This is a genomic window from Desulfocicer niacini (assembly GCF_054657595.1).
In genome coordinates this window covers 28,491-54,801 of the sequence record NZ_BAAHYK010000023.1, presented here as the reverse complement: position 1 = coordinate 54,801, position 26,311 = coordinate 28,491, and the positions used below count along the sequence as shown (strand labels likewise).

At 47.8% G+C, this 26,311-nt stretch carries 21 protein-coding genes; 5 read left to right on the top strand and 16 right to left on the bottom strand.

The genetic code is table 11. The features are described 5' to 3' along the window. Positions 1 to 13: 13 nt before the first annotated feature. The 4 genes from ACYQ2M_RS13740 to ACYQ2M_RS13725 form a co-directional block, all read right to left on the bottom strand. Entirely contained in the window at positions 14 to 2,137 is a 2,124-nt protein-coding gene (locus ACYQ2M_RS13740) for a TonB-dependent receptor (RefSeq protein WP_459916927.1), read from the bottom strand. A gap of 136 nt (positions 2,138 to 2,273) precedes the next feature. Continuing rightward, positions 2,274 to 2,792, bottom strand: coding sequence for a helix-turn-helix domain-containing protein (locus ACYQ2M_RS13735; protein ID WP_459916926.1), 519 nt, complete (start codon positions 2,790 to 2,792; stop codon positions 2,274 to 2,276). A 483-nt stretch (positions 2,793 to 3,275) separates the two neighbouring features. After that, a complete protein-coding gene (locus ACYQ2M_RS13730; RefSeq protein ID WP_459916925.1) occupies positions 3,276 to 3,890 on the bottom strand; it encodes a LysE family translocator in 615 nt (204 codons plus the stop codon). Between the two features lie 19 nt (positions 3,891 to 3,909). Then, on the bottom strand, positions 3,910 to 5,115 hold the full coding sequence (locus tag ACYQ2M_RS13725) for an aminotransferase-like domain-containing protein (protein ID WP_459916924.1): 1,206 nt from the start codon (positions 5,113 to 5,115) through the stop codon (positions 3,910 to 3,912). A 293-nt stretch (positions 5,116 to 5,408) separates the two neighbouring features. Between ACYQ2M_RS13725 and ACYQ2M_RS13720 the strand changes: the two genes are divergently transcribed. Continuing rightward, positions 5,409 to 5,747, top strand: coding sequence for a hypothetical protein (locus tag ACYQ2M_RS13720; RefSeq protein ID WP_459916923.1), 339 nt, complete (start codon positions 5,409 to 5,411; stop codon positions 5,745 to 5,747). On the opposite strand, the gene nikC is transcribed toward ACYQ2M_RS13720, so the two are convergent. Genes nikC through ACYQ2M_RS13695 form a run of 5 tightly spaced genes read right to left on the bottom strand, consistent with a single transcriptional unit; the run spans position 5,744 to position 10,965 of the window. Then, entirely contained in the window at positions 5,744 to 6,595 is an 852-nt protein-coding gene (gene nikC / locus ACYQ2M_RS13715) for a nickel transporter permease (RefSeq protein ID WP_459916922.1), read from the bottom strand. The genes ACYQ2M_RS13720 and nikC overlap by 4 nt on opposite strands. 20 nt (positions 6,596 to 6,615) lie before the next feature. Continuing rightward, positions 6,616 to 7,551: an ABC transporter permease gene (locus ACYQ2M_RS13710; protein ID WP_459916921.1), complete on the bottom strand. Its 936-nt coding sequence runs from the start codon at positions 7,549 to 7,551 to the stop codon at positions 6,616 to 6,618. A 4-nt stretch (positions 7,552 to 7,555) separates the two neighbouring features. After that, on the bottom strand, positions 7,556 to 8,461 hold the full coding sequence (locus tag ACYQ2M_RS13705; RefSeq protein WP_459916920.1) for an oligopeptide/dipeptide ABC transporter ATP-binding protein: 906 nt from the start codon (positions 8,459 to 8,461) through the stop codon (positions 7,556 to 7,558). 55 nt (positions 8,462 to 8,516) lie between these two features. Next, complete coding sequence (locus ACYQ2M_RS13700; protein ID WP_459916919.1) at positions 8,517 to 9,416, bottom strand: ATP-binding cassette domain-containing protein; 900 nt, start codon at positions 9,414 to 9,416, stop codon at positions 8,517 to 8,519. Then, the gene (locus ACYQ2M_RS13695) at positions 9,406 to 10,965 is read right to left on the bottom strand and encodes an ABC transporter substrate-binding protein (protein ID WP_459916918.1); all 1,560 of its coding nucleotides are present in this window, start codon (positions 10,963 to 10,965) and stop codon (positions 9,406 to 9,408) included. Before ACYQ2M_RS13695 ends, ACYQ2M_RS13700 begins: the two co-directional genes overlap by 11 nt. A gap of 523 nt (positions 10,966 to 11,488) precedes the next feature. Here ACYQ2M_RS13695 and ACYQ2M_RS13690 point away from each other — a divergent pair. Beyond that, positions 11,489 to 12,244 (top strand): class I SAM-dependent methyltransferase, encoded by a 756-nt coding sequence (locus tag ACYQ2M_RS13690; protein ID WP_459916917.1) that lies wholly within the window; start codon positions 11,489 to 11,491, stop codon positions 12,242 to 12,244. A 222-nt stretch (positions 12,245 to 12,466) separates the two neighbouring features. Here ACYQ2M_RS13690 and ACYQ2M_RS13685 read toward each other — a convergent pair whose 3' ends face one another. From ACYQ2M_RS13685 to ACYQ2M_RS13655, 7 genes are all read right to left on the bottom strand, one after another. Continuing rightward, positions 12,467 to 13,000: a GNAT family N-acetyltransferase gene (locus tag ACYQ2M_RS13685; protein ID WP_459916916.1), complete on the bottom strand. Its 534-nt coding sequence runs from the start codon at positions 12,998 to 13,000 to the stop codon at positions 12,467 to 12,469. Positions 13,001 to 13,094: 94 nt separating this feature from the next. Continuing rightward, entirely contained in the window at positions 13,095 to 14,009 is a 915-nt protein-coding gene (locus tag ACYQ2M_RS13680) for a restriction endonuclease (protein ID WP_459916915.1), read from the bottom strand. Positions 14,010 to 14,264: 255 nt separating this feature from the next. Continuing rightward, complete coding sequence (locus ACYQ2M_RS13675; protein WP_459916914.1) at positions 14,265 to 15,359, bottom strand: sensor histidine kinase; 1,095 nt, start codon at positions 15,357 to 15,359, stop codon at positions 14,265 to 14,267. 24 nt (positions 15,360 to 15,383) lie between these two features. Then, positions 15,384 to 15,968 carry a class I SAM-dependent methyltransferase gene (locus ACYQ2M_RS13670; protein ID WP_459916913.1) on the bottom strand — a complete coding sequence of 195 codons (585 nt, stop codon included), beginning with the start codon at positions 15,966 to 15,968 and terminating at the stop codon, positions 15,384 to 15,386. 5 nt (positions 15,969 to 15,973) lie between these two features. Then, positions 15,974 to 16,825, bottom strand: coding sequence for a TIR domain-containing protein (locus ACYQ2M_RS13665; RefSeq protein ID WP_459916912.1), 852 nt, complete (start codon positions 16,823 to 16,825; stop codon positions 15,974 to 15,976). Positions 16,826 to 16,981: 156 nt separating this feature from the next. Further along, positions 16,982 to 17,161, bottom strand: coding sequence for a hypothetical protein (locus ACYQ2M_RS13660; RefSeq protein ID WP_459916911.1), 180 nt, complete (start codon positions 17,159 to 17,161; stop codon positions 16,982 to 16,984). 3 nt (positions 17,162 to 17,164) lie between these two features. After that, positions 17,165 to 17,638, bottom strand: a complete 474-nt coding sequence (locus ACYQ2M_RS13655) for a hypothetical protein (RefSeq protein WP_459916910.1) — start codon at positions 17,636 to 17,638, stop codon at positions 17,165 to 17,167. 1,720 nt (positions 17,639 to 19,358) lie between these two features. Between ACYQ2M_RS13655 and ACYQ2M_RS13650 the strand changes: the two genes are divergently transcribed. From ACYQ2M_RS13650 to recD, 3 genes are all read left to right on the top strand, one after another. Continuing rightward, positions 19,359 to 20,327: an integron integrase gene (locus tag ACYQ2M_RS13650; protein ID WP_459916909.1), complete on the top strand. Its 969-nt coding sequence runs from the start codon at positions 19,359 to 19,361 to the stop codon at positions 20,325 to 20,327. Positions 20,328 to 20,422: 95 nt separating this feature from the next. Continuing rightward, a complete protein-coding gene (gene recB, locus ACYQ2M_RS13645; RefSeq protein WP_459916908.1) occupies positions 20,423 to 24,100 on the top strand; it encodes an exodeoxyribonuclease V subunit beta in 3,678 nt (1,225 codons plus the stop codon). After that, positions 24,097 to 26,190, top strand: a complete 2,094-nt coding sequence (recD, locus tag ACYQ2M_RS13640; RefSeq protein ID WP_459916907.1) for an exodeoxyribonuclease V subunit alpha — start codon at positions 24,097 to 24,099, stop codon at positions 26,188 to 26,190. Before recB ends, recD begins: the two co-directional genes overlap by 4 nt. Positions 26,191 to 26,311 lie beyond the last annotated feature (121 nt).

The window sequence follows — 26,311 nt, the reverse complement described above, 5'->3', positions numbered from 1 at the left end:
CAGAGACCTATTATTAAAAAATTAACCGGATACCGGCCATTACACCTGCGTCTGCCATGGGGTAACCACTGTCTTCTTCATAGGATTCATCCAGAATATTTACCCCTGTGAGTTCAAGATCCATGGAAGTATTTTCCTTTTCGAAAAATCGCCAGGTTGCGGAGATATTTACCAGGCTGTAGCTATCTAACTTTTCCAGTTCATTTCCGTTAAAATGTTTGCGCTCACCCACATGGTTTACCCAGAGTTTTGCTTTTAATGATTTACCCGTATAATCAATGCCGGCATTGGCCATATAGTCGGGAAAATCAGGCAGCTGGTTACTCAACCTGTTGTCGGCATCCCAGGGATCATCGCTTTTATCTCCATCTTGAAAGGTAAAATTACCCCAGAGACGAAGGTTATAGGGTAACATGGCTGAGAGGCCCGTCTCTATGCCCTTGATGGTCACCTGGCCGATATTGAAGTACACGGAACCGACGCCCGGGACGGATGTTGAGGAGATATAATCGTCAATGTCATAATAATATCCCCGGACAAAAAAATCGATTGTTCCTTTCAGGGACTGGTTCCAGGCCAACTCATACTGCATGGCCTCTTCGGAATTAAAATCAGTGTTAAAGTAGTCTGTGGCATTGTTGAGATACCACCAGAAGTACTCACCGGAGGTGGGATATCTATGGGCAATACCCCATCGGGCAACGATGGATGCATCATTCCAGGGTCGCCAGGTCAATGCAAGACGCGGATCCAGTTGGGATTCACTTATATCGGTGACATCGGCAGGCCACACAAAACCAAAGGCATCAGGGTCAATACTTTCTGCTCTGAACCACTCTTGCCTTACTCCTAACTCCACTGAAAACGCTTGATTTATTGACCATGTGTCCTGAACATAGAGCGCATGGTAGTGCATAACATCATCTTGGCCCTTAAACCCTTCCTTGATGAATTTCATAAAATTGATGGAACCGTTAAAATAGGATTCATCAATGTAAGTGACCTTCTGCTCGCCCCATCCATACCGACGGGTTTCTCCGCCGCATTCGATTTTATGATCGGACAGGTCATAAATCATCTCTCCTTTCAACGACCAGTTGTTATCTTCAGCTTGGGTCTTTCTTTCATAGATTGTTTTTGAGCTGTCCTCTGCATCCACAAAAGCCTCCGTTCGATCCTGATTCCATAAACGTGCGTCCAGACGAAATTTTCCAGTGGTAAATTTTTTTTCTATAAAAGTCGTCAGATTGGTGTTTTCATCTTCGGTAATGCTTCCATCCCCCCAGGCCAGACTGCCGTTGATGAGACGGACACCGATGCCGGGGCCACCAAGCTCTTTTTCATCGGCATCGGGATAGGATGAATCATAATAGGGACTGTCCGGGCGGTTATAGACCGGATTTCCATTCTCCTTTGTGGAATAATCCATGCCCACTCCAATTTCCCATGCGTCAGGAAGCGCCACTGAAACCATACCTGAAAAGTTGTCACGATCCAGGGTATTGTTTTTAAGGTAGCCATCACTTTCAAAATGGCCTCCAGAGAACGTCCAGCCCACGGGACCCTTTTTCCAGGAGTGGGAAATACTGGTGTTCACCGTATCAAGGCTTCCGTAGGAGACACCCAGTGTGGTTTCAGGATCCGAGGTGGGTCTTTTGCCCATGATATTGACAACGCCACCAAGGGTATTTCCATATTTTGCCGGACAGGCACCCCGGTAGATCTCTATCCCTTCAATGGATTCAGGGGAAATACTGCTCCAGTCCACGGGGCCGTTTCCATAGGAGCCGTCCCGGTTCAGCGTTACACCGTCTTTCATGATGATCAGACGGGTTTCATCAAATCCCCTGATCCGCAAGTCGCCGCCATCGGCGCCTGTCTGACTCCGACGTATTAACTGTACACCTGCCTGACTCTCCATGGTATCAAGAATACTTCCGCTGATTTGTGGTGCCTGTATCTCTTCCAGGGGGATAACATTTCTTGCCGCAGCATTCTCCTGGTCTGCGGTCACAATTATTTCTCCAAGGTCCTTTGTTTCGATACCGCCCACTTGATTTTCTTCTGCTGCAATGGCGTGCCCCCATGCAAGACACAGACAGATTGATATCCGTAACCATTTCATATACATTTTCATCCATTCTCCTCATCACTTGGTCTTTAAATTATTTTTTTCCCAAAAAAAAAGACCACGAGATCATTTCCCAGACTATGGGGGATGACCTTCGTGGTCTTAATTATAAAGTGTGGCCCAGAGGGGCCGATTTTTCATGCTAAGGTAAAATATGGTGGATCAGAAGGAACTCCGATGCCTCAATCATTTCCAGGCTATGTTGATGAAGGGCCTTGAACCTCATGGCCTTTCCACATGCCAGCTCTGTGACATTATCATCTACGGTTAGCCTCACCCTGCCGGAAAGTACCAGACACACCTCTGCGGTATTTTCATGCAGAACGGGTTCTGAAACTTTGCAGATGCCTGCCGCTGCCTTTAGGTGATAAAGTTCAAAATCAGGGAACCAGATATGAACGCCTTCAAGGCCGTTATCAGTATATGGTGATGTTTTTCCAGTCTCAACACTGGCTTTTTCTGCCAGAGAGACCAGTTCACCGGCTGAGAGATGGAATACCCGGCTTATGGCATGGATGGTTTCTATGGTCGGATTTCCGTTTCCCGACTCAATTTTGACTATTGTGGCGCGGGTCATATTGGCCCGCACTGCAAGTGTTTCAGCCGTCAGTCCCCACTTCTTGCGGAGATTTCGAATAATGGAGAAATCAAAGTTTTTCATCGAACCCATTTTCTGTTTTATTGTCGGCTTTATGCATCATTTTATCCGCTTACCCATTTACAAGCGTGGCCGGTGTTTTGACCAAGATCCGATAAATTACACGTTTAGCTATCCAAAAGTGTAAGTCTGATCCTTTACATATAATTCAACTTTGAAAGTTGAATTATATGATGAAAGCGTTACTCATTGCGGCCTTATATTATTATATTACCCATTTTGTCAAGTCTATTATACAAAGATGAAAGGATACGGGATGAGAAAGGACTGTATGGTTGATACCAGCAGTATGGGCGCGGACGACCTCTTCAAGGGCATTTTTCACAAGATGATCCGGGGTGCTGTCACCAAGATTGATCGTGCCCACAGCCTGCTCGAACTTTTCTATGTGGACTTGCTTGTGGGGTGGAGCTGGGGGATTAACCCCCCGGCTACCCAATTATGTCGCAGTGTTGATCACAGGTTTTATTTATCTTGTAGATACTTTTATTGCTCTATCATGGCAAGTTTACTGGCAAGTGCCGCAAATATGATTGCAAATGATCTTTGCAACCAAGTAGTAACTTTGAGAGAGTTGACGATATATTTTCTTACGTAGTTTGCAGAAAGACCATAGAATATGAAAATGACTAAAGTCATAAGCATGAATACGGCGCTTAGAATGAACATTTGAAAAATAGGTGATGAGGTGAATGGTGAGATAAACTGGGGTAAAAAAGCCAAAAAGAATATTGAAAGTTTGGGGTTAAGAATATTGATTAAAAATCCCCTTGCTACAATTTGGTGCAGGCTTTTTGTTGATTCCTGGGAGTTCATTTGTATTGAACCCGTTTCCCGCCACATGGACCATGCGAGATATAATAGATAGATAACGCCTGCATATTTAAGTGTTTGGAATGCAATCGCACTCATATGGAGAATAGCCGATAACCCAAGAATGCTTGCTGTCAAGTGAGGGACAATACCAGTTGTACATCCAAATGCAGCAGCAATACTTGCCCGACGACCTTTAAAAAGCCCTGTTGAAACCGTATAAATAACACCTGTCCCAGGTATTAGGACGACCACTAACGAAGTAAGTAAAAACTCTGTGCTAAACATTTTCTGATTAACTCCTGTTTTATCTTTGACATAATTTGAAAATTGCCGACTGTCGGATGGTCTGGCCCAGCTTTTCAACAGCCCTCTCCAGGGTAGGTACATCTGCCATGGTATAGTTGAGGCGCATGGTTTTCCCTCCCTGATTCGGGTCCGTGTAGAAGAATTGCCCCGGCACGAATGCCACCCCGTTTTCAATGGCCTTGCGGTAAAGGGCCAGGCCGTCGAGTCCCTTGGGTCCGGTGACCCAGAGGAACATCCCCCCCTCGGACGGGGAGACCTTAAAGTTTTTTGGCAGATGCTCGGACAGAGCATCCAACATGGCCTTTTGCCTGGGTTTGTACAGGCCGATGATCTTGGGTAACTGGGCTTCCAGGTAGTTGCCGGCCAGGTATTCCGCGGCCAGGGCCTGATTGAAGGTGGAGGTGTGGAGGTCCACGCCCTGCTTGACCAGTACCAGCCACTGGCGCAGGAATTCCGGGGCTGCGTAGAATCCGATGCGCAGTCCCGGGGCAAAGACCTTGGACAGGGTGGAGATATAGATGACATGGTCCGGGGCCATCGTCTTAATGGGGGGCAGCTCCTGGCCTGTATACCGCAGGGCGGAATAAGGGTCGTCCTCGATGAGCAGGACGTTGTGAGCCTGGATGATTCTCGCTATTTCCCTTCGCCGTTCCAGGGTCAGGCTCCTTCCTGTGGGGTTCTGGAAGGTGGGTACAAGATAGATGAACTTAACGTCATGGGTTTTAAGGGTTTGTTCCAGGGATTCCGGTATCAGACCCTGTTCATCGGTTGCCATGGAAATGTAGGAAGGTTCGTAGGGGTTGAAGGCAGAGATAGCCCCAAGATAGGTGGGTGATTCCAGGGCAATCTTATCCCCTTTGCCGATCATGAGCTTGGCCACTGCATCCAGAACTCCCTGGGAGCCTGAGGTGATGTTCACGGCCTCGGGGGGGGTGGCAATGCCACGGCTTTCCAGGAGGATGGCCACCTGTTCCCTTAAAGGCATGAACCCCTCTGTGAGATCGTATTGAAAGGCCTGGGATCCGTAGGTTGAAATCACCCGGGCAGTGAGTTCTTCAAAAATTTCCATGGGAAAGCTGTCCGGAGACGGAATGCCGCCAGCCAGTGAAATGATGCCGGGATCGGACACTACTTTGAGAATTTCCCGTATGGCGTTGGCTTGCATGAGCCGGGTCCGGCCTGCCAGAAGGCGTCGATAGTCCATGTGTTTCTTCCTTTTTCTTGTGTGCTCGTCAGTCATTAATTTGGATATTACCACTTGAGTGATTGATATCATCTTCAATCAACGGGATATTAAATCGATGGATGGCTGTCCCGAACTGAACCAGGTCCGCCCGGATCACGTCCGCCATGACCTGCATTACCACTTCACTTTCAATTGTGGTGTTGTGGGTATCATAGGCTAAAAAATACAGGATTTCATGGAAATAACAAGGCACAGTTCGTGAATTTTATGATGGGTACAATTTTTATTAACCACAAAAGCCATGGGTACAAATGGAATCACATGAGCTCAGGAAGTTATCATCCCCAGTCGGTAAAGCAGATATTGATACTCAAGTGCAGCTCCGATTTCGGAAAATAGAGGTCTATTTCGATTTTAGATTCTTATCTCTGATTTTCGTGTTGTTTTGGCAAGGAAATCAACAAAACCTTTTTGGTTCTGGCTTGTCCAGGTTAGGATTAACTTCCAAAAAAATTTTTGCTGCCCTATGTTCTTTGCCTCAAAATAATGTCGCACATAAACGCGGCCTGAATGAAGTGGCTGGAACGGCAGGAAACCGTCAATCCGGACTTTTAATCGAAGATGGGATGAGTGTAACTAATTGTTTTTAATTCTCTTTTGAATGGAACCTCTCACTCAATTGATCCTGAAGGTGGTCTCCGACCAGGTTCAAAGAGAGGACAAGAAGGATAATGGCAAGTCCCGGGAAAATGGCGAGATAGGGTGCCGTGCGGATATAGGCTTTCCCTTCCATGAGCAGGCTGCCCCATTCCGGAAATGGGGGCTGGATGCCGAACCCTAAAAACCCCAGGGAGGATATGCCCAGGATAGATTTGGACAGGCCCAGGCTGCCCAGCACCATGATGGCGGGCAGGCAGGCCGGCAGGATATGGTGCCGAATGATCCCCCATTGGGAGACCCCGGACAGACGGGCTGCCTGGATGAAATCCCGTTCCTTTTCAGACAGGGTGATACCCCGGACCATGCGGGCAAACCGCATCCAGCTGACCATGACCAGGGCAAAGACCAGGTTGATGTTCTTGGGTCCCAGAATGCCGGCGATGGCCAGGGCGGCGATGATCTCCGGAAAAGAGAGAAACATGTCCGTGATCCGCATCATGAGTTCATCCACAAGCCCTCCTCCCAGCCCTGAGATCAGGCCGATTAGCACGCCGACGATGCCGGAAATGGTCATGATGAGCACCCCCAACCCGATGGAGGTGCGGGACCCGTATATGATTCTTGAGGCCAGGCACCGTCCCAGAGCGTCAGTGCCTAAAGGATAGTCCAGAGACGGCCCTTTTAATCTCATCCGGATATTAGTTTCTGTGGGGTCATGGGGGGCGATAACATCCGCGCCCAGGGCCATGATCAGGAATGCCGCGATAATTATTGCGGATATCAGAGCGGGAACGGGAGGATACTTTTTGTGAACTGCCGCTGTGGGATCGGAATTCATCGAGTCGGCCTGTTCTCGGTTTAAAGATTGATTCTGGGATCGAGCCATTTATATAAGACATCCACTGTAAAATTGATGGTAATAAAGCAAAAGGCCGCCAGAATCACAAGACCCTGGATCAAAGGGTAGTCGTTATCGCTCACTGCGGTGAACATCAATTGTCCGACGCCCGGCCAGGCAAAAATGGTTTCCGTGATGACAGCGCCCTCCAGAAGGTAGCCGATTTCCAGTGCGAGAATGGTAATCATGGGGATCATGACGTTTTTAGCCACATGAAAGCCGATGATCCGGCCTTCGCCCACCCCCTTTGCCCGGATGGAGAGCAGAAATTCCGACTGGAGGGCCTGGGCGGTTGAAGATCTCAAAATACGGGTGGAATAGGCGGTGATACCCGAGCCCAGGGTAAAGGCCGGCAGGATCAGATGACGCCAGCTGTCCCGGCCAAAGGCCGGCAGCCATTGCAATTCCACGGCAAAGACAATAATCAGCACAAGTCCCAACCAGAAGTTGGGTATGGACACCCCCAATACCGACAGACCGACCCCCAGCGTGTCTATCCAGGATCCCTTTTTTATGCCCGAGATCAACCCCAGGGGCAGGGATATGGCCAGGCAGAATCCTCCGGCAGCCAGGGCAAGCTGGAGGGTATTGGGAAGTCTATTCATGATTATTTCGGTAACCTTGGTCCGGGTGATCATGGAGTTGCCGAAATCAAGTTTTACAATATGTTTGAGCCAATTGGCGTATTGCGCCAGCCAGGGCCGGTCCAGACCTTCATGTTGCCGGATCCATTCGATGGTCGTCCCGGTTACGTTATCTGCCCCACCGTATCGCGCATAGGCGACCTTTGCCGCGGGATCGCCGGGGGCAAACGCCATCAGCATAAATGTCAGAAAGGAAACGCCCCACAACACGAACCCTGCGGAGATCAAGCGTCTGAAGATGAATCGGTACATGGGCTTACACCAGATGACAGGCAACAAAGTGGTCCGGGCCGATCTTACGCAGACCAGGGGTCTGGGTCTGGCACCGGGCTGTTTTTTCAAGGCATCGGGTATGAAATACACACCCTTTTGGCGGAAACATGGGAGACGGGATTTCATTTTTCAGGACCACCCGGGGATGGTTCCAGAATCCCGGCGTCAGCACGGAGGAGAGCAGTGCATAGGAATAAGGGTGTTTTCGATGCTCGAAAAAAACGCTGGCCCTGACCGTCTCCATGACCCGTCCCAAATAGAGCACCATGACCGTGGTGGCCATTTTTTTCACCAGGGCAAGGTCGTGGCTGATCAAAAAATAGGTCAGGTCGAACTCCTGTTTCAGATCCAGGAGCAGATCCGCCACCTGTTTTTTGATATGGGCATCCAGGGCATTCAAGGGTTCATCCAGGAAGAGAATCCTGGGGCGCTTGACCAGGGCCCTGGCAATGCAGGCTCGTTGACACTCGCCGCCGGAAACATGGGCGGGTAGGCGGCCGAGTACCTCATCATCGAGGTTCAGCCGCTGGACCAAAGGCTCGGTTATTTTTCTTCTTTGGCCGGCCGGAACCCCGCTGGCCCGAAGCGGTTCTTCAATGGACCACTGCAGGGTGTGATAGGGAGAAAGAGAGGCCCAGGGATCCTGAAAGACCATCTGAGCCTGCCGGCGCAAGGCGAGATGGCGTTCCCGGTCATTCCGGGACAAGGCTGCGTCTTCCAGAAAGACCCGGCCTTCATAGGGATGAAACCCGAGCAGGGTTTTGGCGATGGTGGATTTTCCGGATCCGCTTTCTCCGATCAGGCAGAACACGTCGTTGGCATTGATCTTCAGGCTGATCCCTTTTATGGCGGTCAGATAGCTGGGTTTTAACAGCCATCTTTTGGCCATTGGAAAATTTACCGTAACGTTTTCGCAGGATATCAAAGAGTCGGATATCATGGGGTCAAATCACCATATTGGAAATCAATTGCCGGGTGTAATCGTGCCGGGGGTGATGGAAAACATCTTTGGTCCTTCCCTGTTCCACGATATGCCCCCGGTGCAGGACCGCGATGGAATCGCAGATCTCGTTGGCAATGGCAAGATCGTGGGTGATGAGGATGACCGCGGTCTCATGCCGGTCCCTTAGGGCGGAAATCAAAGAGATCATCTGCAGGGTGATGGTCGGATCCAGGGCCGAGGTGACCTCATCCAGGATAATGATTTTCGGTGACGGGGAAAAGGACATGGCCAGAAGGGCCCGCTGGAGCATCCCCCGGCTCCACTGGTGGGGAAATTGCTTGATTCGGGTGCGGGCCTCGGAAATATCCACAGACCCCATCCAGTCAAGGACTTTATCCACAAGGGTTCGGGGGCGGTCAGGCCTTCTGCCGTTTCCATGGGCGGCCCTGTGACTTTTCAGGACTTCTTTGAATTGAAACCGGATCGAATAGACCGGGTCCAGTGCGCTTAAGGGGTTTTGGGGCACATAGGTGATTCGGCTGCCCCGGATGGCCCGGACCCTTTTCTGGGATGACTGGGAAATGTCCTCACCCAGAATCCGAATGGAACCAGAAAGGATCCGGGCTGGTTTTTCCAGGCGGAGAAGGGATCGGGCCAAAAGACTTTTTCCCGAGCCCGAAGCGCCGACCAGGCCGAGTATTTCTCCGGGACGAAGGGAAAAGCCCACCCCGTTGAGCACCGGCGGACGGCCGTTGGCATTTCCAAAGCCCACCGTTAAGCCGTCCACCTCCAGGATGGGCCCGGACAGAGCCGGCTGCGCCAGCATCCCGTCATCATGAGGCAGGTCTGCCATGCAGCCAGCCGGGGGGTGGGTTAAAAGGGAGACCAACTTATCTCTCAATAGCCATTTCCGGGCGGATAACATAAATTTCTGCTGGGTGAACCCGGTAATTCTTCACATGGTTCCAACCGGCCGAGACCTTGCTTTTATAGAAAAGCACCATCATAGGGTTCTCCTCATATATGATTTTCTGGATGCGGTCGTAAATGGCCTTGCGCGCTTCAAAATCAAAGGTAGTTCGGCCCTTAGCCAATAATTTTCCAAGTTCCTCGTTTTTATACTGGCTGCAGTTTAAGGAAGACTCGGCACCCAGCCAGGTGGAGACGAAATAGTCAGGGTCTCCCTGGGGCGCGGTGCTGCTCAGACTTAGAATCAGATCTGCTTGGTTATTCTTCATGGCCTCTCTGTTGGTGGAACCCGACTTGCTCACCCGAATTTGGGAATCGATGCCGATCCGCTTGAGCTGGGCCTGAACCAGTTCCAGCGTGGGACGAAGCGAGGGCCGCCCGCTATAGGTCCACATGCGTAACTTGATGGGGTCACCCTGGTATTCCAGCATACCATCGCCGTCAGAATCGGTGACACCGGCCTGCCTTAACAGGGCTTTTGCCTTTTCAGGATCATAGGGATAGGGCGAAAGCGACTGGTTATGCCAGGGCAACACATTTGGAAAAATACCGCTCCCCACGGTTCCGCCGATACCCGAGAGCACCACTTCCACGATTTCCTTCCGGTCTATGGCGTAGTTCAAGGCCATGCGTATGTTAGGATCTGCCAAAGGCCCGCTGTTTATGCGGGGAACTAAATAGCAGATCCGGTTGGTTTCCCTGTTGTAAATCTGGAATCTCGGGTCCTTCTCTATCCGCTGAATATCCATCTCCGGAAACAGGGGAAGCAGGTCCAGGTCCCCGGCTTCAAAGGCCAGCATTTTGGCCTGGGAATCCTTGTTATACACAAAGGTCACCCGGGGAAGTAATGCCTTCTTACCCCAATAACCCTCATACCGTTCCGCGATCATTTTTTCGTTGGGAAAAAATGCCTTGACCTGGAAGGGGCCGGTTCCGAAGGTGCCTTTTCCCTCACTCAAAGGAGAGATGAGGCCTGTGCCTGTATCGGCAAGCTTATTGGCAAATGAGGCCAAAGGCTCGATGGTTTCGAACACCACCGTTTTGTCATCCTTCACGTGGATGTTTTTAATACTCAGCAATTGGGCCATTCTCTCGTTAAATGTATTGCTTTTTTCATCCAGAAACCGGTCAAAGTTCCATTTCACCGCTTCGGCATTCAAGGGGGCGCCGTCATGGAAGGTAATGCCAGCCTTCAGGCGGATTTCCCATGTTGTCGGAGAGATATTGGTGCAGGACTCTGCCAGCAGGGGCACAAGCTTCTGGTCGAAATCCAGAGCCATCAAGGTCTCTGTCACCCCAATCTCGTTGAGATACCAGCCGTCCCAGTTCTTGGCCGGATCAGGCGGATTGCTGCCCGGGCCCCAGGAAGTGCCCACAATAAGGCCCTTGTGATCCGCGCCCATGGACAGGCCGGGGAAAAAAACGATGACAAAAAATGCGGGGAAAATGATCATCGTGATGAGTATGCGTTTCAGGGTCATGTACTTTTCTCCTTTATTTTCAGCGCTGTAGAAGTCGTGACATCAGCACCAGGCAAAAAAAAACCACAAAAGCTTTATAAAGCTATCCCTCCGATAAATAAGGGCGCTTAAAAACCTTCGTGGTTTTGACAGTTACTTTTTACTAGTCCCGAGTATTCGTACCCAGCTTGGAGCATACAGTTACCACCATCCCGCAAAAATTGTCAAGTTGAAAATTTGCATCCCGAAATTTGCATCCCATTGAACTTGTTGTTCCATCGCATCCGGACGCAAAACGAGATCGGGGAGAGGTTTCAGGCCTGATTGTATTTCATGGGGTGAAAACGCTTGACTTTTTGATTCCGCCGGTGATAAAAAAACGCCAACTTAAGCATGAATGCTTAAATCCGACGCCTAAGGCGTTCTAACAAACGACATAACGATAATTAAAGCCACGAAGGTTTTCGTCTGCTAAATTTGGCCGCAAGGCCAGGTAACAGCAGGAATACGTTCGTGGTTTCTTGTTTATGGGAGAGGTGTTGATATGGCAGAATTGCTTTTGGAGCAGGTGGGTACCTATTGGACCGGGCGGGCGACAGGGTACAGCCAGGGGAATGTAGAAGAGCTGAACTCGGCTCGTTCTTCGGCCTGGAAAAGGCTGATCAAAAACTATATGCCCCGGGGCCGCGGACTGAAGGTTCTCGATGTGGGCACAGGGCCTGGTTTTTTGGCCCTGATCATGGCCGGATGGAACCATTGCGTCACGGCGGTGGACTACACCCAGGCCATGATAGAACAGGCACGGGAAAACGGTGCGCGGTTCGGGCATGAAATTTCTTTTACCCGGATGGACGCCCAGTCCCTGGATTTTGAAGATCAAAGCTTTGATTTACTGATCACACGGAATCTGACCTGGAACCTTGAGATGCCGGAAAAAGCTTACAGAGAATTTTTTCGGGTGCTCCGGCCGGGCGGACGTCTCCTTAATTTCGATGCAAACTGGTACCTTCACCTGTTTGACCCGGACGCAAAAAAGGCATGGGATCGGGACCGCCAAAAGACAAAAAAACGGTCCTATCCGGATCATTTTTCCCAGGCCTATGCCAGAACCATGGAATCTATTGCGAAGAAACTGCCCTTAAGCCGGAAGTGCCGGCCAGAGTGGGATACCAGGGTGCTTAAGGAAACAGGATTTACAAAACTCTTAATCGAGTTTGATATCGGAAAACATGTCTGGGACGAGGTGCAGAAAGTCAACTTTGCTTCGACCCCCATGTTCATGATTGGCGCTGAAAAATAGCCTGAGACCCTGGGCATAAAATAATCCGTATTTGCTTCGTGACATTGAGGTTGAAGGCGTTAAACAAGTTTGGATGCGTGGTTTTGTGGTGGCAGGCAGGCGATTGAGATTCGTTTTTGAGTTCCTGAGCCAATCCTGTCACTTTTATCTTTTTAATTAAATTGTTTAACTTACAAGCTGTACAGGCAATATTCGCCTTATATAATTGTACTTGCGGGCGTTCTATTCGCTAACATTAAGCCAATATCTTTTTTTTTGAACTTTTAGTAGCGGATCATTTGTTGTATTTTCAAAGATTCCACCGCATCCTTCGATTACTTTCTGTGATCCTAAATTGTCAATATCGCAAGTTATCAACACGTTATCGATCCCGAGTGATGTGCAGACCGGAAGCGCCTGTTTGAGCATCTCTGTGGCATATCCCTTTTTTCTGTGAGCAGGAATGACGCCATATCCGATATGTCCGCCGATTCTTGCCAGAAAATCATTAAGATGATGTCTGAGCGACAACCGTCCAACAATTTCATGTTCAACGACCCCGACAAAAAATGTATTTGGAACAAATTTGTCGGGCAACTCTTTACCCAATGACCAGCGTTCGAGTTTTTTTATGTATTCAATAAAGGACGCAGACGCATCAAAATCAAATGCGAATTCAAAAGCGGGTTGTTCCTTTTCAAATGCAGCGACAGCATTTATAAAGGTCTCCTTATCTTCAGGTCGTAAAGATCTCAATTCAAGTTTATTTGGTTTCATTTATTGTTTTTCTCACACAAATACTGCATTCTCAATAATGCACGCAACGTCTACATAATTGAAAAAATATAACGTTAAGTTCACTGGCGCGCGATCACGCGCGTCCACGTGAAACGCCTGGTTGTGCAATATTTATTTTGTCAAATCGTTCTTCTCTCATCAATTTGATGTTAATATTTATATTATCGGCATTTTTAGGAACATCGTCCATCCTGTTATATTTTATAAAAGTTTCCCTATAATCAGATAGTTCGTTTGGATCAAAAAGAACTCTTTTAGTTCCTTCTTCAATGAACTCTATGTATTTTGCCGATTTCAGATTGTTTGCATAACCAAAATAATAATTCTTGGTAATATGCATTGTAATCTTAAGATTTTGGACCTCCATTTTTCTTCCATCTGGCACATATACCCAGTGAGGTTTAGGAATATCAGGGATTAGCAAATGCTCATTCTCTCCATCTTCACACTGTAATTCATTATTATTCCAGTAATCTGCAACAACCTTAGAGATAGGAATGTCGCTGATGGTCATCATTTTTATGAAATCAATGTCAGTTGAGATCGCTGTAAACTCCATACTAGGAGTAATTTTTTCACATGCGTGTTCTATGAGGATTAAAGGGATTTCAGCTTGAAACTTCCATTTTTCATGTTCCATGCTATGCAATGTACATAATGAAATCCCAAGCCTTTTTGCTTTTTTCCTAGCTCCGCTACTAAAGCCTTTCCGCGCAACTAAGACAGCCTTTTGCGCATTAACATCAAGTAGTTTCGAATATAAGGCATCAATAGCTGTAACATTAACGTTTTTATTGTAGTCTTTGCATTCAACAATAGTTTTTACTTCAAAGGGGCCAACACTACCTGAAATAAGGACATCAATTTGTCTTGGCCCGTCAGGGCCTTCCAAATTTACATCATGTTCAACTTTTTCATGTTCTTTTGATCTACTTAAAACAGTGAAAACTTCATGAGCTAAATGTTCAAATATGGTTCCTTGTTTCATTCATTTCCTTCTTGATGCACAATGCCGAGTTGAGGAGCGACCCACGTGGGTTGACTGCTCCAACTCGTTGTTAAGTGCGCTGCGGCGTTCGTCAAACCCATTCTCAACTCGGCATTAAGTGCGCCGCAGGCGCACTTAACGGCTAGGTGAGGAGGGGCGGCTTAAAAGCTGAGATATTGAAGAAGCAAACAAAACTTGAAAATAAAGAAGAACGTCAGTAACGGCTCTTTAGCAGCCCTCTGCTCAACCTTTTGGTTAACTGCTTTCTTGCATTTTTGGGAAAAATATATGGATAGTTGTAATAAATGGTTTCTCGTAATTAATTCCATTTACTTGATTTTTAGCCGGTCTACAGAAAATTTCGATTGATCCATTAAATGCCTCGACTGTTCTTTTAACATCCGTCAAACCGATCCCATTTCCAGATTCGCCTTTTTTTGCTTTTGCATAGGCCCCCCGGATTCCAGGCTTAAAAATAATCCCTGATTCAAGTTCATCTTTGGTGATAGGTGCTCCCCAATTTTCAACTGATAATTTAATATTGTCTTCGTGGTCAGATAATATAATTTGAACCCAGACTTTACCACTTCTTAATGTATAATTGTATTTTATTGCATTATTAATAACGCTAGAAACTGCTCGGCTGATTATTCTTCTGTCAGCAATAATTTTCGGATTTGATGAATTGTCATCGAAACGCAGTTCAATCCTTTTTGCTTTAGCATAAACATTTTGCTCTCGCATCGCCGACCTAACAATATCGGATAACAAAATAATATCTTTATGAATCTGAGGGTGTATTGAATCTGAATAAAACTCTCTCAATTCTCGAGTTTGGTATTCCATCTCATTTATTCTTATAATAGCATTTTTCATATCATAGAGGCATAGTATTCTTTGAACTTCTTTAGTGTCAAAAATAAGAGTTTTTTTTAGCTGTTTAGCGACCTTAATTTGCTTGTTTCGTTCACAAAGTTCCAAGATACCTGTAAGTTGTGCATAAATGTATGCTGGTCGATACTTCTTGCCCCAAGGAGCGTCTAAATATTTTGACAAGGTGTGTTTTATATCTTCTAAATTTGCCATAAATTCTTCAGGAATATTCCGCTGAGATAAATCACCACCAATTGTATTAAATATTTTCTCTAAACTGTTATGTAGTTTAGTTATTGGTTTTAATAGTGCTTGCTCAACTTCAAGATGAGATATATCGCCATGGCCAATGAATGGATCTTTACCTAAATATTCAAGAACTGGTTCTAACCATTCCGATATTCCGATCAATCTCTGAGAATGAGAATGAAGAATAACAGCAAAATCAAAGTCAAACATGTCATCATCTGAAACCATATCTAATAACTCCGAATGATACATTTACAATTTAATAAGCTGCAAAGCATACTTGCTACCATATTTATTTTCACAGTCAGTGCCGACCAAGCTACAATCAGGCAAATCTAAATTAAACCGACACCAATTGATATGTTGCCACAAAGTATTATTAAATAGCATATAAATTGATTTGAAATAGTTTTCATCATCACTTAATAATCTGAGTTGTCCCCCTAGTTTTACTATTCGATAAATTTGATTCACAAAATCTTTCGAAAATAATCTTTGGGCTGAAGGGCCTGGAGAAGGGAAGTAAACGTGTACGGTATCAACTCTGTTTGATGGGATGTGTTGACAGATATATTCATATGCTTCACTGTTTATAATTTTAACATTTCTTATCGAATGTTCCTCAACATATCGTTCAGCCCTTAAACAAAAATGTTTTAGCTTTTCTATTCCTACAAATTTTCTATTATATTGGTACTTGGCCAACTGGCAAATTAACGGTGTACCCCCGAAACCAATTTCAACATCCAAAGGTAAAAAATAGTCACGATACCAGTTTTCAAGGGCAATGTCTTCACTCAATAAAGAGTCATTGTCTATTTTGCTTTCACGTTTCATTTAATTTATCGTAAGCCTTCAAGCTCACGTCGGATTTCTTCTCCAGCGGAAAGAATCCCAGAATCAATATTTATATATATTACACCCGAAATATCAGAAGGTAATTCTAATGATCCCTTGTATAATAAAATTATTTTCCCCGATTTTCTGAATAATTTACCATAAAAATAACCCATTTCAAAAATGACATTTTGGCGTGCTCTACGTTTAATCTTATTTGATTTTGTTGCCTCGCATACTTTATCATCGGGTGTCAGGAGAACGAACACCAAATCAACTTGATCAGATTCATCTTCAAACTTTTCGATTATAGTTCTGCCAAGAGATGCTTGTTCATGCAAAATTATTGGCTCATCTAATTTTAAAACATTCTGAAGATAATTCTTCAATTCATACTTTTCTTTGTCTGCATGGCCATGCACAATAAACGTTCGAATAGGGAGGCTTGTATTTTCAAATACGCTTTCCACTCGTCGATAAAATTTGGAATTGGGCCTCAATTCGTGCTTCGGCCAATAGCCTGCTGTGTGTTTATTAAACCATTGAATCGTTTCATCATCTGTACGTACAGAACAGCCTATTATTTTTATATAAGGATATTTTTGTTTTACCCATCGAGCCAGGGATTGTCCCGTAGCATGACCACCCTTTGTATCAAGTACATCTAACTCATCAGTATGAATCATCATCACATCTAATATTAACAAATCTATTTTTTCGCTACTCAAGATGTCCATACATTTTGCTGGAGAATCAGTAAGTTTTACTGAAAAGCCACTATCCTCTAAAAATGCGGCTTTTTCTGAAACGTGAGCAGGTTCGTCATCGACCCATAGAATCTTTTTCATGTCTTTCATTTTCACCCCTCCAACGCTGGATGAAGTTAACGGGGAGCTGAGGGGCCGGGCTTTTAAACCCCAAAAGCTCCGATAAAAGGTAAATTTTCCTAAACCAGATACTTTCCAAAACGCCGCGCAGGTAGCCCGGTCCCTCTCGAGCGTTTTGTTGGCCTTTTAATTATCACTGGTGCTTTGATTTGTAGGTTCATTGCTACCACTGCTTGGAGTCTCTCTTGGAGGTTTTACATTTGGCATAGGTGTTGTTGTGTTTGTAATAGGTAAATTTTTACCAAAATCTTCATTTGACGGGATAGATGGACCTTGGTTTGAATCATTATTGTTTTCTTCTGCCATGGCTTAGGTTCCTTGGTGATATTTTTGAGTTAAATATAAATCCGTGTCCTTTTCAGCGTTTTGCAACAATTTCTTTTTTTTCGGAAGAACTATACCCTTTAAACACTGATTTTCTGCTTGTCGTGATTCTTCTCTAAGCTTAATACACAATTCATGAATTTCTTTATCGGTTAATTCTCCTTCTGCCACTGAATACCAACCTTTTTCACAGTCTAAAGATATTTTTTGCATTCTGCTATTCAAATCTGAGACCGCTTTTAGCCTTACTTTAAAAGGAAGAAACGGTTTTACAGCGGTAATTATTTGAGAAATCGCAATTATAATAGCCCAAATCATTTGGTATTTTTGCCATATAGCCCAGGCCGCAATGCTTGAAGATGATGTGATAGCAAGGAATATATTTATTCTTTTATCCCACATCTCAGAATGCACTGCGTAATTATGTAAATATAGCACATGAGTTTTAAACTCTTTCAACTGTTCCCAGTATCGGTATTGGTATACGCTCATAGTTTTGTAGTTTTGTTTTTAGATCGGGTAGCCGGGGGTAGTTATCTACCCCAGGCCCCCTCAGAATCGTACGTGACAGTTTCCCGTCATACGGCTCAAGCATTTCTAAGGCTAAGCCTTGCGGGGCCGCCCGGTTGTTTTCGCAATAATGAAATTTACAGTTATTTCATAGCATATGTCCTTGAGCATTCGTTCGGAAAGTACTGTTCTTTTTCCGAGTCAAAAGAAAATGCATCCTTTTGAAAGAACCTCTGGCATATATGCCGTGTGCTATTTTAACAACCTTTGCGATACGCATCTGCAGTCTTTTAACAGCGTAAAGCTGCTGATGGGCGCACCAGCTATTGCCGTCATTTGCTTTCCCATCCTCAAAGATTCTCCAAACTCTCTCGCAAAGAAACACCTGCCCGGATGTGCCTGTAAACACATCCGCCGGACGTCAGCTCCCTTTCGGGCCGGGTAATGTTGGGGAAATCCGCCTCAACCCGTATCCACCTCATTACAAGATGGCATTCGCTTTTTCCTGCATCTTACTCCCGCACCTCCAACAGTGTGCCTTGCGGTTTCACCTGCCGAATACTCCCGGCGAAGATACGGGGTTTCCACGTTCCGCACTATTGCCAATTAGTGGATGACTTAGGTCTGCCCTCTGCACCGGCGGCGCAACATCTCCGTGCAGGCAGTTAGCAAACCTGCAACCTGACCGCTCACCTTTTGGTCCAAGCTTACCAGCCTCTTTAGCTTGTTCTCCCTGACGGTACTTGCGGAACATTCAATTAATTTGACCATATCATCCAAACCCTTGCCCTCACCCGGAATGAGGCTTCCAGGAGGGTATCTGCCTCACGGCTTCCACCCCTTCCGCAGTTGCGGAATTCGGTACTTTGTCAGTTGGGCTTCACACCGTTGCCGGATGCACCGGCAACCGCATGCCACTTAGGGTACCGGCAGGAGAATGCCGGGTTTGGTCAGGACCGACAGGCCCGCCAAACAGCCAATAATGCGACATCGTGTCGCACGCCAACAAGTAATTAACCAGTTTTTTTCTGTGTAATCCCCAAACTAATAAAACAAAAAATTGAATATTGGGATAAGACTATTGGGAATTGTCATTATTTATATTTTATCAAACAGTCGCGCAAGAGTTCCAAATGACGGGCGTGTCAAGAAAAAAAATCAAGTTGTACAAATGCATATCAATAAAAAATATTTTTGACAAGCACAAAAAAACTATGTATGTAACTATTTATGAGTATAATCCTCAATAACAGGAGTTAATCAATAGGGACTATTGGCCATGATCCAAATTCCTCCGGATATTTTAAGTAAATACAAACACACATTGTCTCAACAATCTATACCAGCACAAAAACGACCCTATTTTATTAAATGGTTTCGATACTATTGGGATTTTTGCATGAAATACAATTTCAACAAAAATAATCCCAAAAGTTTACCCCATTTTATTAAAAAACTTGAGTCAAAAAAACAGAGCCCGTTTAATTTGAAACAAGCTTCAGATGCAATCTTCATCTTTTATGAAATGAACGAAGACGCTTCTCCTGCTTCTGCGCATGGGGATAAAAATAGAGGGAAAAATGCTACCCAATTAAATGAGACAGTAAAACCGTATCGCACCCCCCCAGCCCGAAATAAAGTTGACACGCAAGTATCCCAGACAGTTTCCATGAAAAAAAAATGGGACCAGGCATTGACTTCATTGGCCAATGAAATTAAATTCCGTCACTATTCCCCCAAAACACTTAAATCATACAGTGGCTGGACCATTAAATTTCAACACTTTATCTGTTTTAAAAACCCTGATCTTCTTGATACTAAGGATGTAAAGCTGTTTTTAACTCATCTGGCTGTGGAGAAAAAAGTGTCAGCATCTTCCCAGAATCTGGCCTTCAACTCCCTGCTGTTTTTTTTCCGTAATGTACTTGGTAAAGAATTTGGAAAAGTAGATGGTGTGGTTCGGGCAAAAAAACGCCCTTATATCCCTGTGGTACTTTCCAGGGAGGAGGTGCAACGCATCCTCTTAAATTTGGCGTACCCCTACAATTTGGTGGTGGGATTATTGTATGGATGCGGACTTCGTTTGTTTGAATGCCTTAATCTCAGGGTGAATAATTTCAATTTTGATGCCGGTATTCTCACCATCCATGATGGGAAAGGAAAAAAAGACCGAACAGTGCCCATTCCCGAGAAATTGACGCCCCAGCTTAAATCTCACATGGATAGGGTTTACCATTTACATCAAATGGATCTTGGAAGTGCTTATGATGGGGCTTTCATGTTTGACAGCATTGAAAAAAAATATAAAAATGCCGGGAAACAATTTATCTGGCAGTGGTTTTTTCCAGGAAAAAATTTAACAAGAACAAAAGACGGCCAGGAGATAAGACGTTCTCATTTGCATGAAACCCATGTTCAAAAAGCCCTGCGAGATGCAGTCTCAAGGGCACGGTTGACAAAAAGGGCCACAGCCCACACTTTTCGTCACAGCTTTGCAAGTCATTTGCTGGAATCGGGATATGATATCCGGACCATCCAGAAACTTTTGGGGCACAGTGATGTGCGTACCACCATGATCTATACCCATACTGTGAAATCAAAGCCCCTCAAAGAGATTAAAAGTCCTTTGGATCTATAACGGGCACAGCCAGAGTTTGTAAGGTACCTTGCTCTGCCCACAACAAAGCTTGAAAATCTGCCCGATTTATAAAAATTTTAAGGAATTTCCTGAACATGGTACACCCCTTAAATCCCCTGACGTTTCCGCTCCATGGCACCCGCCTGATAGAGGCCAGTGCCGGTACGGGTAAAACTTATACCATTGCAGCCCTATACGTGCGTTTAGTGCTGGGGCAGGGGGGAAAAAATGCCTTTGCGCGTCCCCTGACCCCGCCGGAGATTCTGGTGGTCACCTTTACCAATGCCGCCACCCAGGAGCTCCGGGACCGCATTCGAAGCCGGTTGACCCAGGCAGCAGCATTTTTCCGACACCAGGACCCCGGTGACGACTTTCTTATCAGCCTGGGTGAAAGTTGTGATGTGGATGCATGGCCGGGGAACGCCCGACTTCTGGACCAGGCCGCCCAATGGATGGACGAGGCCGCCATCTTCACCATCCATTCCTGGAGCCAGCGCATGCTCAAGCGTTACGCCTTCGGCAGTGGCAGTCTGTTTGATCTGGAACTGGCTCCGGGAGAGGATCACCTCATGGAGCAGGCGGCCTGTGACTATTGGCGGGCCACCTTTTACCCCTTACCTGCCTCTCAGCTTGCCATGGTGTTAAATACCTTATCTGTTACCACCCCCCGGGAGCTCCTGGCAAAGGTCAGGCCCTTCATGGGTGCACGCCACCCAGCCCCCCCCCGGGAGCCCCGGGAGATTCTGGTGCAAAGGGAAGCAGCCATTGCAACGGCCCGGCAGAGCTGGGCATCTGATTTTGACCATGTGGCGAATCTGCTGCGCCGTGCAAGGACCGAAAAGCATCTCAACGGTAATAAATACCGGGAAGCCTCCCTGGAAAAATGGCTCAAAGAGATGGAATTCTGGAGTGCTGGCAAGTGCGAGCTGCCAGATGAGAAGGCCTTGATGCAGTTGTCCCGCTCCGGCCTGGAAGCCGGAAAAAGCAAAAAAGGGGCACCCCCGGAACATCCGGCCTTTGATGCTCTGGATGAACTCAACACGGTCCTGGAAGACCTGGACCTGGAAAGCACCCTTTATATCCATGGGGCAAGTCAGATCAAAGCCCGGGTGGACCAGGAAAAACGCCGCCAGGCCCTGGTGGGCTTTGATGATCTGCTCACCCACCTGGAACAGGCCATTCATATGCCGGGAAATGAGCAGCTGGCCCGGATGATCAGAAAGGAGTTTCCCGTGGCCCTGGTGGATGAGTTCCAGGATACAGACCCCGTGCAATACGCCACCCTGGGCACCATTTATCTTGATCAGCCGGATACGGGATTTTTCATGATCGGAGACCCTAAACAGGCCATTTACGCCTTTCGGGGGGCAGATATCCACACCTATCTTCTGGCCCGTAAAGATGCTGCAGAGCGCCTTTATACCCTGGACACCAACTATCGCTCGGCCGGGGATATGGTGGCGGCGGTGAACTATTTTTTTGGCCTGGCCACGGCCCATGAACAGGGGCCGTTTCTGTTTTATGATGAAATTCCCTTTACACCGGTGAAGGCCCGGGGAAGGGCGGATCGTTTTTTTGTAAAAGATGATTTTCCCCAGCCCCTGACCCTGTGGAAAGCGGACCAGGATGAGCCCATAATTAAAACCGGAGACAAGGGGTACATTCACCACATGGCCGAAGTGTGTGCAGGAGAGATGGTGCGCCTGTTAAACCTGGCAGCTCAGTCCCCCCCCCAATGTGGATTTAAAGATCACGAGGAGACCATCACCCCCCTAACCCCCGGGGACATGGCCATCCTGGTACGAAATAAAACAGAAGCCGCAGCCGTACGCCAGGCCCTGGATAATCGAGGGGTGCGCACGGTGTACCTGTCTGATAAACGCTCGGTGTTTGAGTCTGCAGAAGCCCTGGATCTGTTGTATCTTTTACGGGCCTGTGCCTTTCCGGGGAATGCCGGATACATCAGGGCGGCCCTGGGGACAGCCCTTTTGGATATGTCCTTTGCTTTTCTGGATAATCTCAGCAAGGATGAACTGGCCTGGGAAGCAGAAGGGGAACGGTTTCGGCACTATCACCTTATCTGGCACCACAACGGGGTGCTTCCCATGGTGCGGGCGTTGCTGCGTGACTTTAATGTTCCGGCCCGTTTACTGGCTTCGTCCATGGGGGAGCGAGGTTTGACCAATGTGCTGCATCTGGCGGAATTGATCCAGGCCAAAGCCATGTCCCTGGATGGAGAGCACGCCGTGATCCGATGGTTCACCCGGCAGCTGGAAACACCGGATACAAGTTCTGACGAGGGTATCCTTCGCCTGGAAAGTGATGAAAAACTGGTAAAGGTGGTGACTATCCATAAATCCAAGGGTCTTGAATATCCCCTGGTGTTTTTGCCCTTTATTTGCAGCTATAGAAAGGTTTCCACGGGTAAATCCCCGGTGTTCTGGCACGATGAACAGGGCCATCGTCAAGTGGGAATCAATCCTGGAGAGACGGCCCTGGCCCTGGCAGCACGGGAGTCCCTGGCCGAGGATTTAAGGCTTCTTTATGTGGCCATGACCCGGGCCTGTCATGCCTGTTTTCTGGGGATGGGGGTTGTGGGACGGGTTTTAAAAAAAGGAGAAACCAATGAATTCCATTGCGCCGGCATTGGCCATGTGATCACCGGGGGGGAGGAATATTCCACCCGGGATATCCTTCAATTACTGGATCACATGGGGAAACACTGCAGCGAAATCTGTGTCACTTCGGCGCCGGAATGTTCCGATATGCTTGAAATACCCGGGGATAACGGCGAATTTTTTGCCCCGGCACGACATTTTCCCCATCCCGGATGGCAACGGTGGTTCATCACCAGTTACAGCGGCATTGCCGATGGGGCCACCATGCCGGACATCCATGTGTCTGCTGGGGGGGCAGGTGGCATGGCGGATTTATCAGACGCTGATTCTCCGGATTCAGCCAGGGCTGATCAGCTCATGGAGGCCCAATTTGAACCTGTCATTGATTCGGCCATCATCTCTCCTGCCCGGTCCATCCACACCTTTGCCCGGGGCCCTGAACCGGGTACCTTTCTCCATGATCTGTTTGAATGGGCTGCGGACCAGGGATTTGACGCTGTTGCCAAGAATCCCGGGATCATCCAGGAACATCTTGCCCTGGTATGTCCCCGCCATGGCTGGGAAGAGTGGGAGGAAACGCTCGTAAACTGGTTTCATCAATTGCTTTTAACCCCCCTGCATTTAGACTTTGGGGCCGATCCTTGTATGTGTCTGTCAGATCTTTCCCGGAACGAGTGTCATGCAGAAATGGAGTTCATGTTCTCTGCCACCCATGTGGATACAACCAGGCTGGACCGGGCTGTAACCCATGCATTATTACCCGGAGTGCGGCGGCCTGTGCTGAAATGGAACCGGCTCAACGGTATGCTCAAAGGGTTCATGGATCTGGTTTTTGTCGTTCAAAATCAATATTATGTGATGGATTACAAATCCAATTATCTGGGCAATACCAACGCCGATTATACCCGCGATGCCATGGCTCATGCCATGGCATCCCATCGCTATGACCTGCAACTGGTGCTTTATACACTGGCCCTGCATCGCCTTTTAAAATCCCGCCTGCCGGATTATGACTATGATATCCATGTGGGAGGGGCCGTATATCTGTTTTTGCGGGGCGTGGACGGCACGGGAAACGGGGTGTATGCTCAACGGCCCTCCAAAGCGCTTATTGAGACCCTGGACAAGGTATTTAAAAGCGAGGTAATAATTTGACACCGGAACAATTGTTTGAACTTCTGGATGGATGGACAAATAAGGGATGGATGCGTTCCCTGGATCGGGCCTTTGTGCGGTTTTTAAACCGGGAAGCCCCCCAGGAATCCGGAGAGGTATTGCTGGCCGCAGCCCTGGTGAGCCACCAGCTGGGGCGGGGCCATGTGTGTCTGGATCTTGCCATCGCCCTGGCAGATCCCGATGCCACCCTTTCCCTGCCACCCGAAGGAGAAACCGGGGAGAATCTGCCCGACAAGCCCTCCCAGGTGCTCCAGGGACTCACCCTGAAAACCTGGGAAGCTTTTTTAGTGGGCTCTGTTCTGGTCTCCCGGGATGAGCAACAACGGCCCCTGGTATTAAACGGCCACCGGCTTTATTTATATCGATCCTGGCAACACACCTGTTTTGTGGCCGGAACCATAAAGGAACTCATGGCCAGGCGGTTTCCCGTACCCGTTGATTTAAGCTGGCGACTGAGCTGGGCCTTTTCTTCTCTGAGATCGCCCAGGGAGGCATCGGGAAAGGAGGTCCACTGGCAGAGCCTTGCCGCCGGAATGGCCGCAAGAAATGCCTTCACCGTTATTTCCGGGGGACCCGGCACCGGTAAGACCACCACCGTGGTGCAGGTGCTGGCCCTTCTCCAGTCCCTGGCCCTGGAAGAAGACGCTCCTTTGAAAATACGTTTGGCAGCCCCCACGGGCAAGGCCGCGGCCCGGCTTACAGAATCCATGGGAAGTGCCCTTGATCAATTGTCCGATGACATCAAAGCCCACATGCCCCGGGAGGTGACCACCATTCATCGGCTTCTGGGCAGTCGTCCGGATTCCCGGCATTTTGTTCACCATGGCCGGAACCGCCTCCACGTGGATCTTCTGGTGGTGGATGAGGCCTCCATGGTGGATCTGGAGATGATGGCGGCAATGCTGGATGCCTTGCCCGCCCATGCCCGGTTGATATTACTGGGGGACAAGGATCAGTTGGCATCGGTGGAGGCAGGGGCCGTGCTGGGTGACCTGTGCCGGGATGCAGATCCCCCCCGGTATGACAAGGCGTTTATGGAGTGGACCAAGGAGTACACAGGATATTCCCTTAAAAAATTTCGGGGGAAGCCCGGCCCCATGCAGGAGCACATTGTGGTGCTGCAAAAGAGCCATCGATTTGGGGAGAAAAGCGGCATCGGCGCCCTGGCCCGGGCCGTGAATGCCGGGGATGTGGATGGAGCGAACGCCCTGTTCCAGGAAGGCCTGGAAACCCGCACAGACATAAAACGCATGACACTGGAATCCCTGGAGGTTAACGCCTTTAAACGCCTGGTTCTTGACGGGCTGGACAGTGACGGTGTTGTGCTGGAGGGCAGGGCAGGGGGAAAATCCTCATTCTCAGATAAATCAAAATTCACAGAAAGCTCAGAATTCACAGATAGATCAGAGGTGCAGCAAAAAACAGGGGGGTATCGGGTTTACCTGGAAGCGGTGGCCGGATCTTCTCTTAAAAAAGGGGATGTCACCGAGGAATCCGAAACCCTGTGGTTGAGGCAGGTGCTGGAGTTGTTTGGGCAGTTTCAATTGCTGGCCGTGGTGAGAAAGGGTCCCTTTGGGGTGGAGGGGCTGAACCAGGCCGTGGCCCGGATTTTGGCCGGTGCTGGATTGATCTCCAGTATTGATGGCTGGTATCCTGGCCGCCCGGTGATGGTCACCCGCAACGATTATACCCTTGGGTTGATGAATGGCGATGTGGGTATTTATCTACCGGTGTGGGATTTTGCCCTGGAAAAGGTCATCTACCGGGTGGTATTTCCCATGGTGGATGGTAGTCTTAAAAAGGTGCTTCCCTCCCGTCTGGACACGGTGGAGACGGTGTATGTGATGACCGTGCATAAATCCCAGGGATCGGAATTTGAACACACGGTGTTGGTGTTGCCAGATACCCAAAGCCCAGTGCTGACAAGGGAGCTTCTCTACACTGGCATTACCCGTGCCCGTACCCGGTTTACTCTGGTGGAACCTACGGGTAGTTCTTTTGATTGGGCAGTTAAACGTCGGACCCGTCGGGCTTCTGGGTTGGGGGATCTACTGGTGTCAAAAGCTTAGGAACAAAGCATAATAACCAGTCATTTTTAAGTGTTTCAATGGCAATGCCCATGGAGCCGTTCTTATTTTCTGCGGAGGCCTTCTGGGTTTTTACTCATGATATCTAATGCGCCGGTAGCCG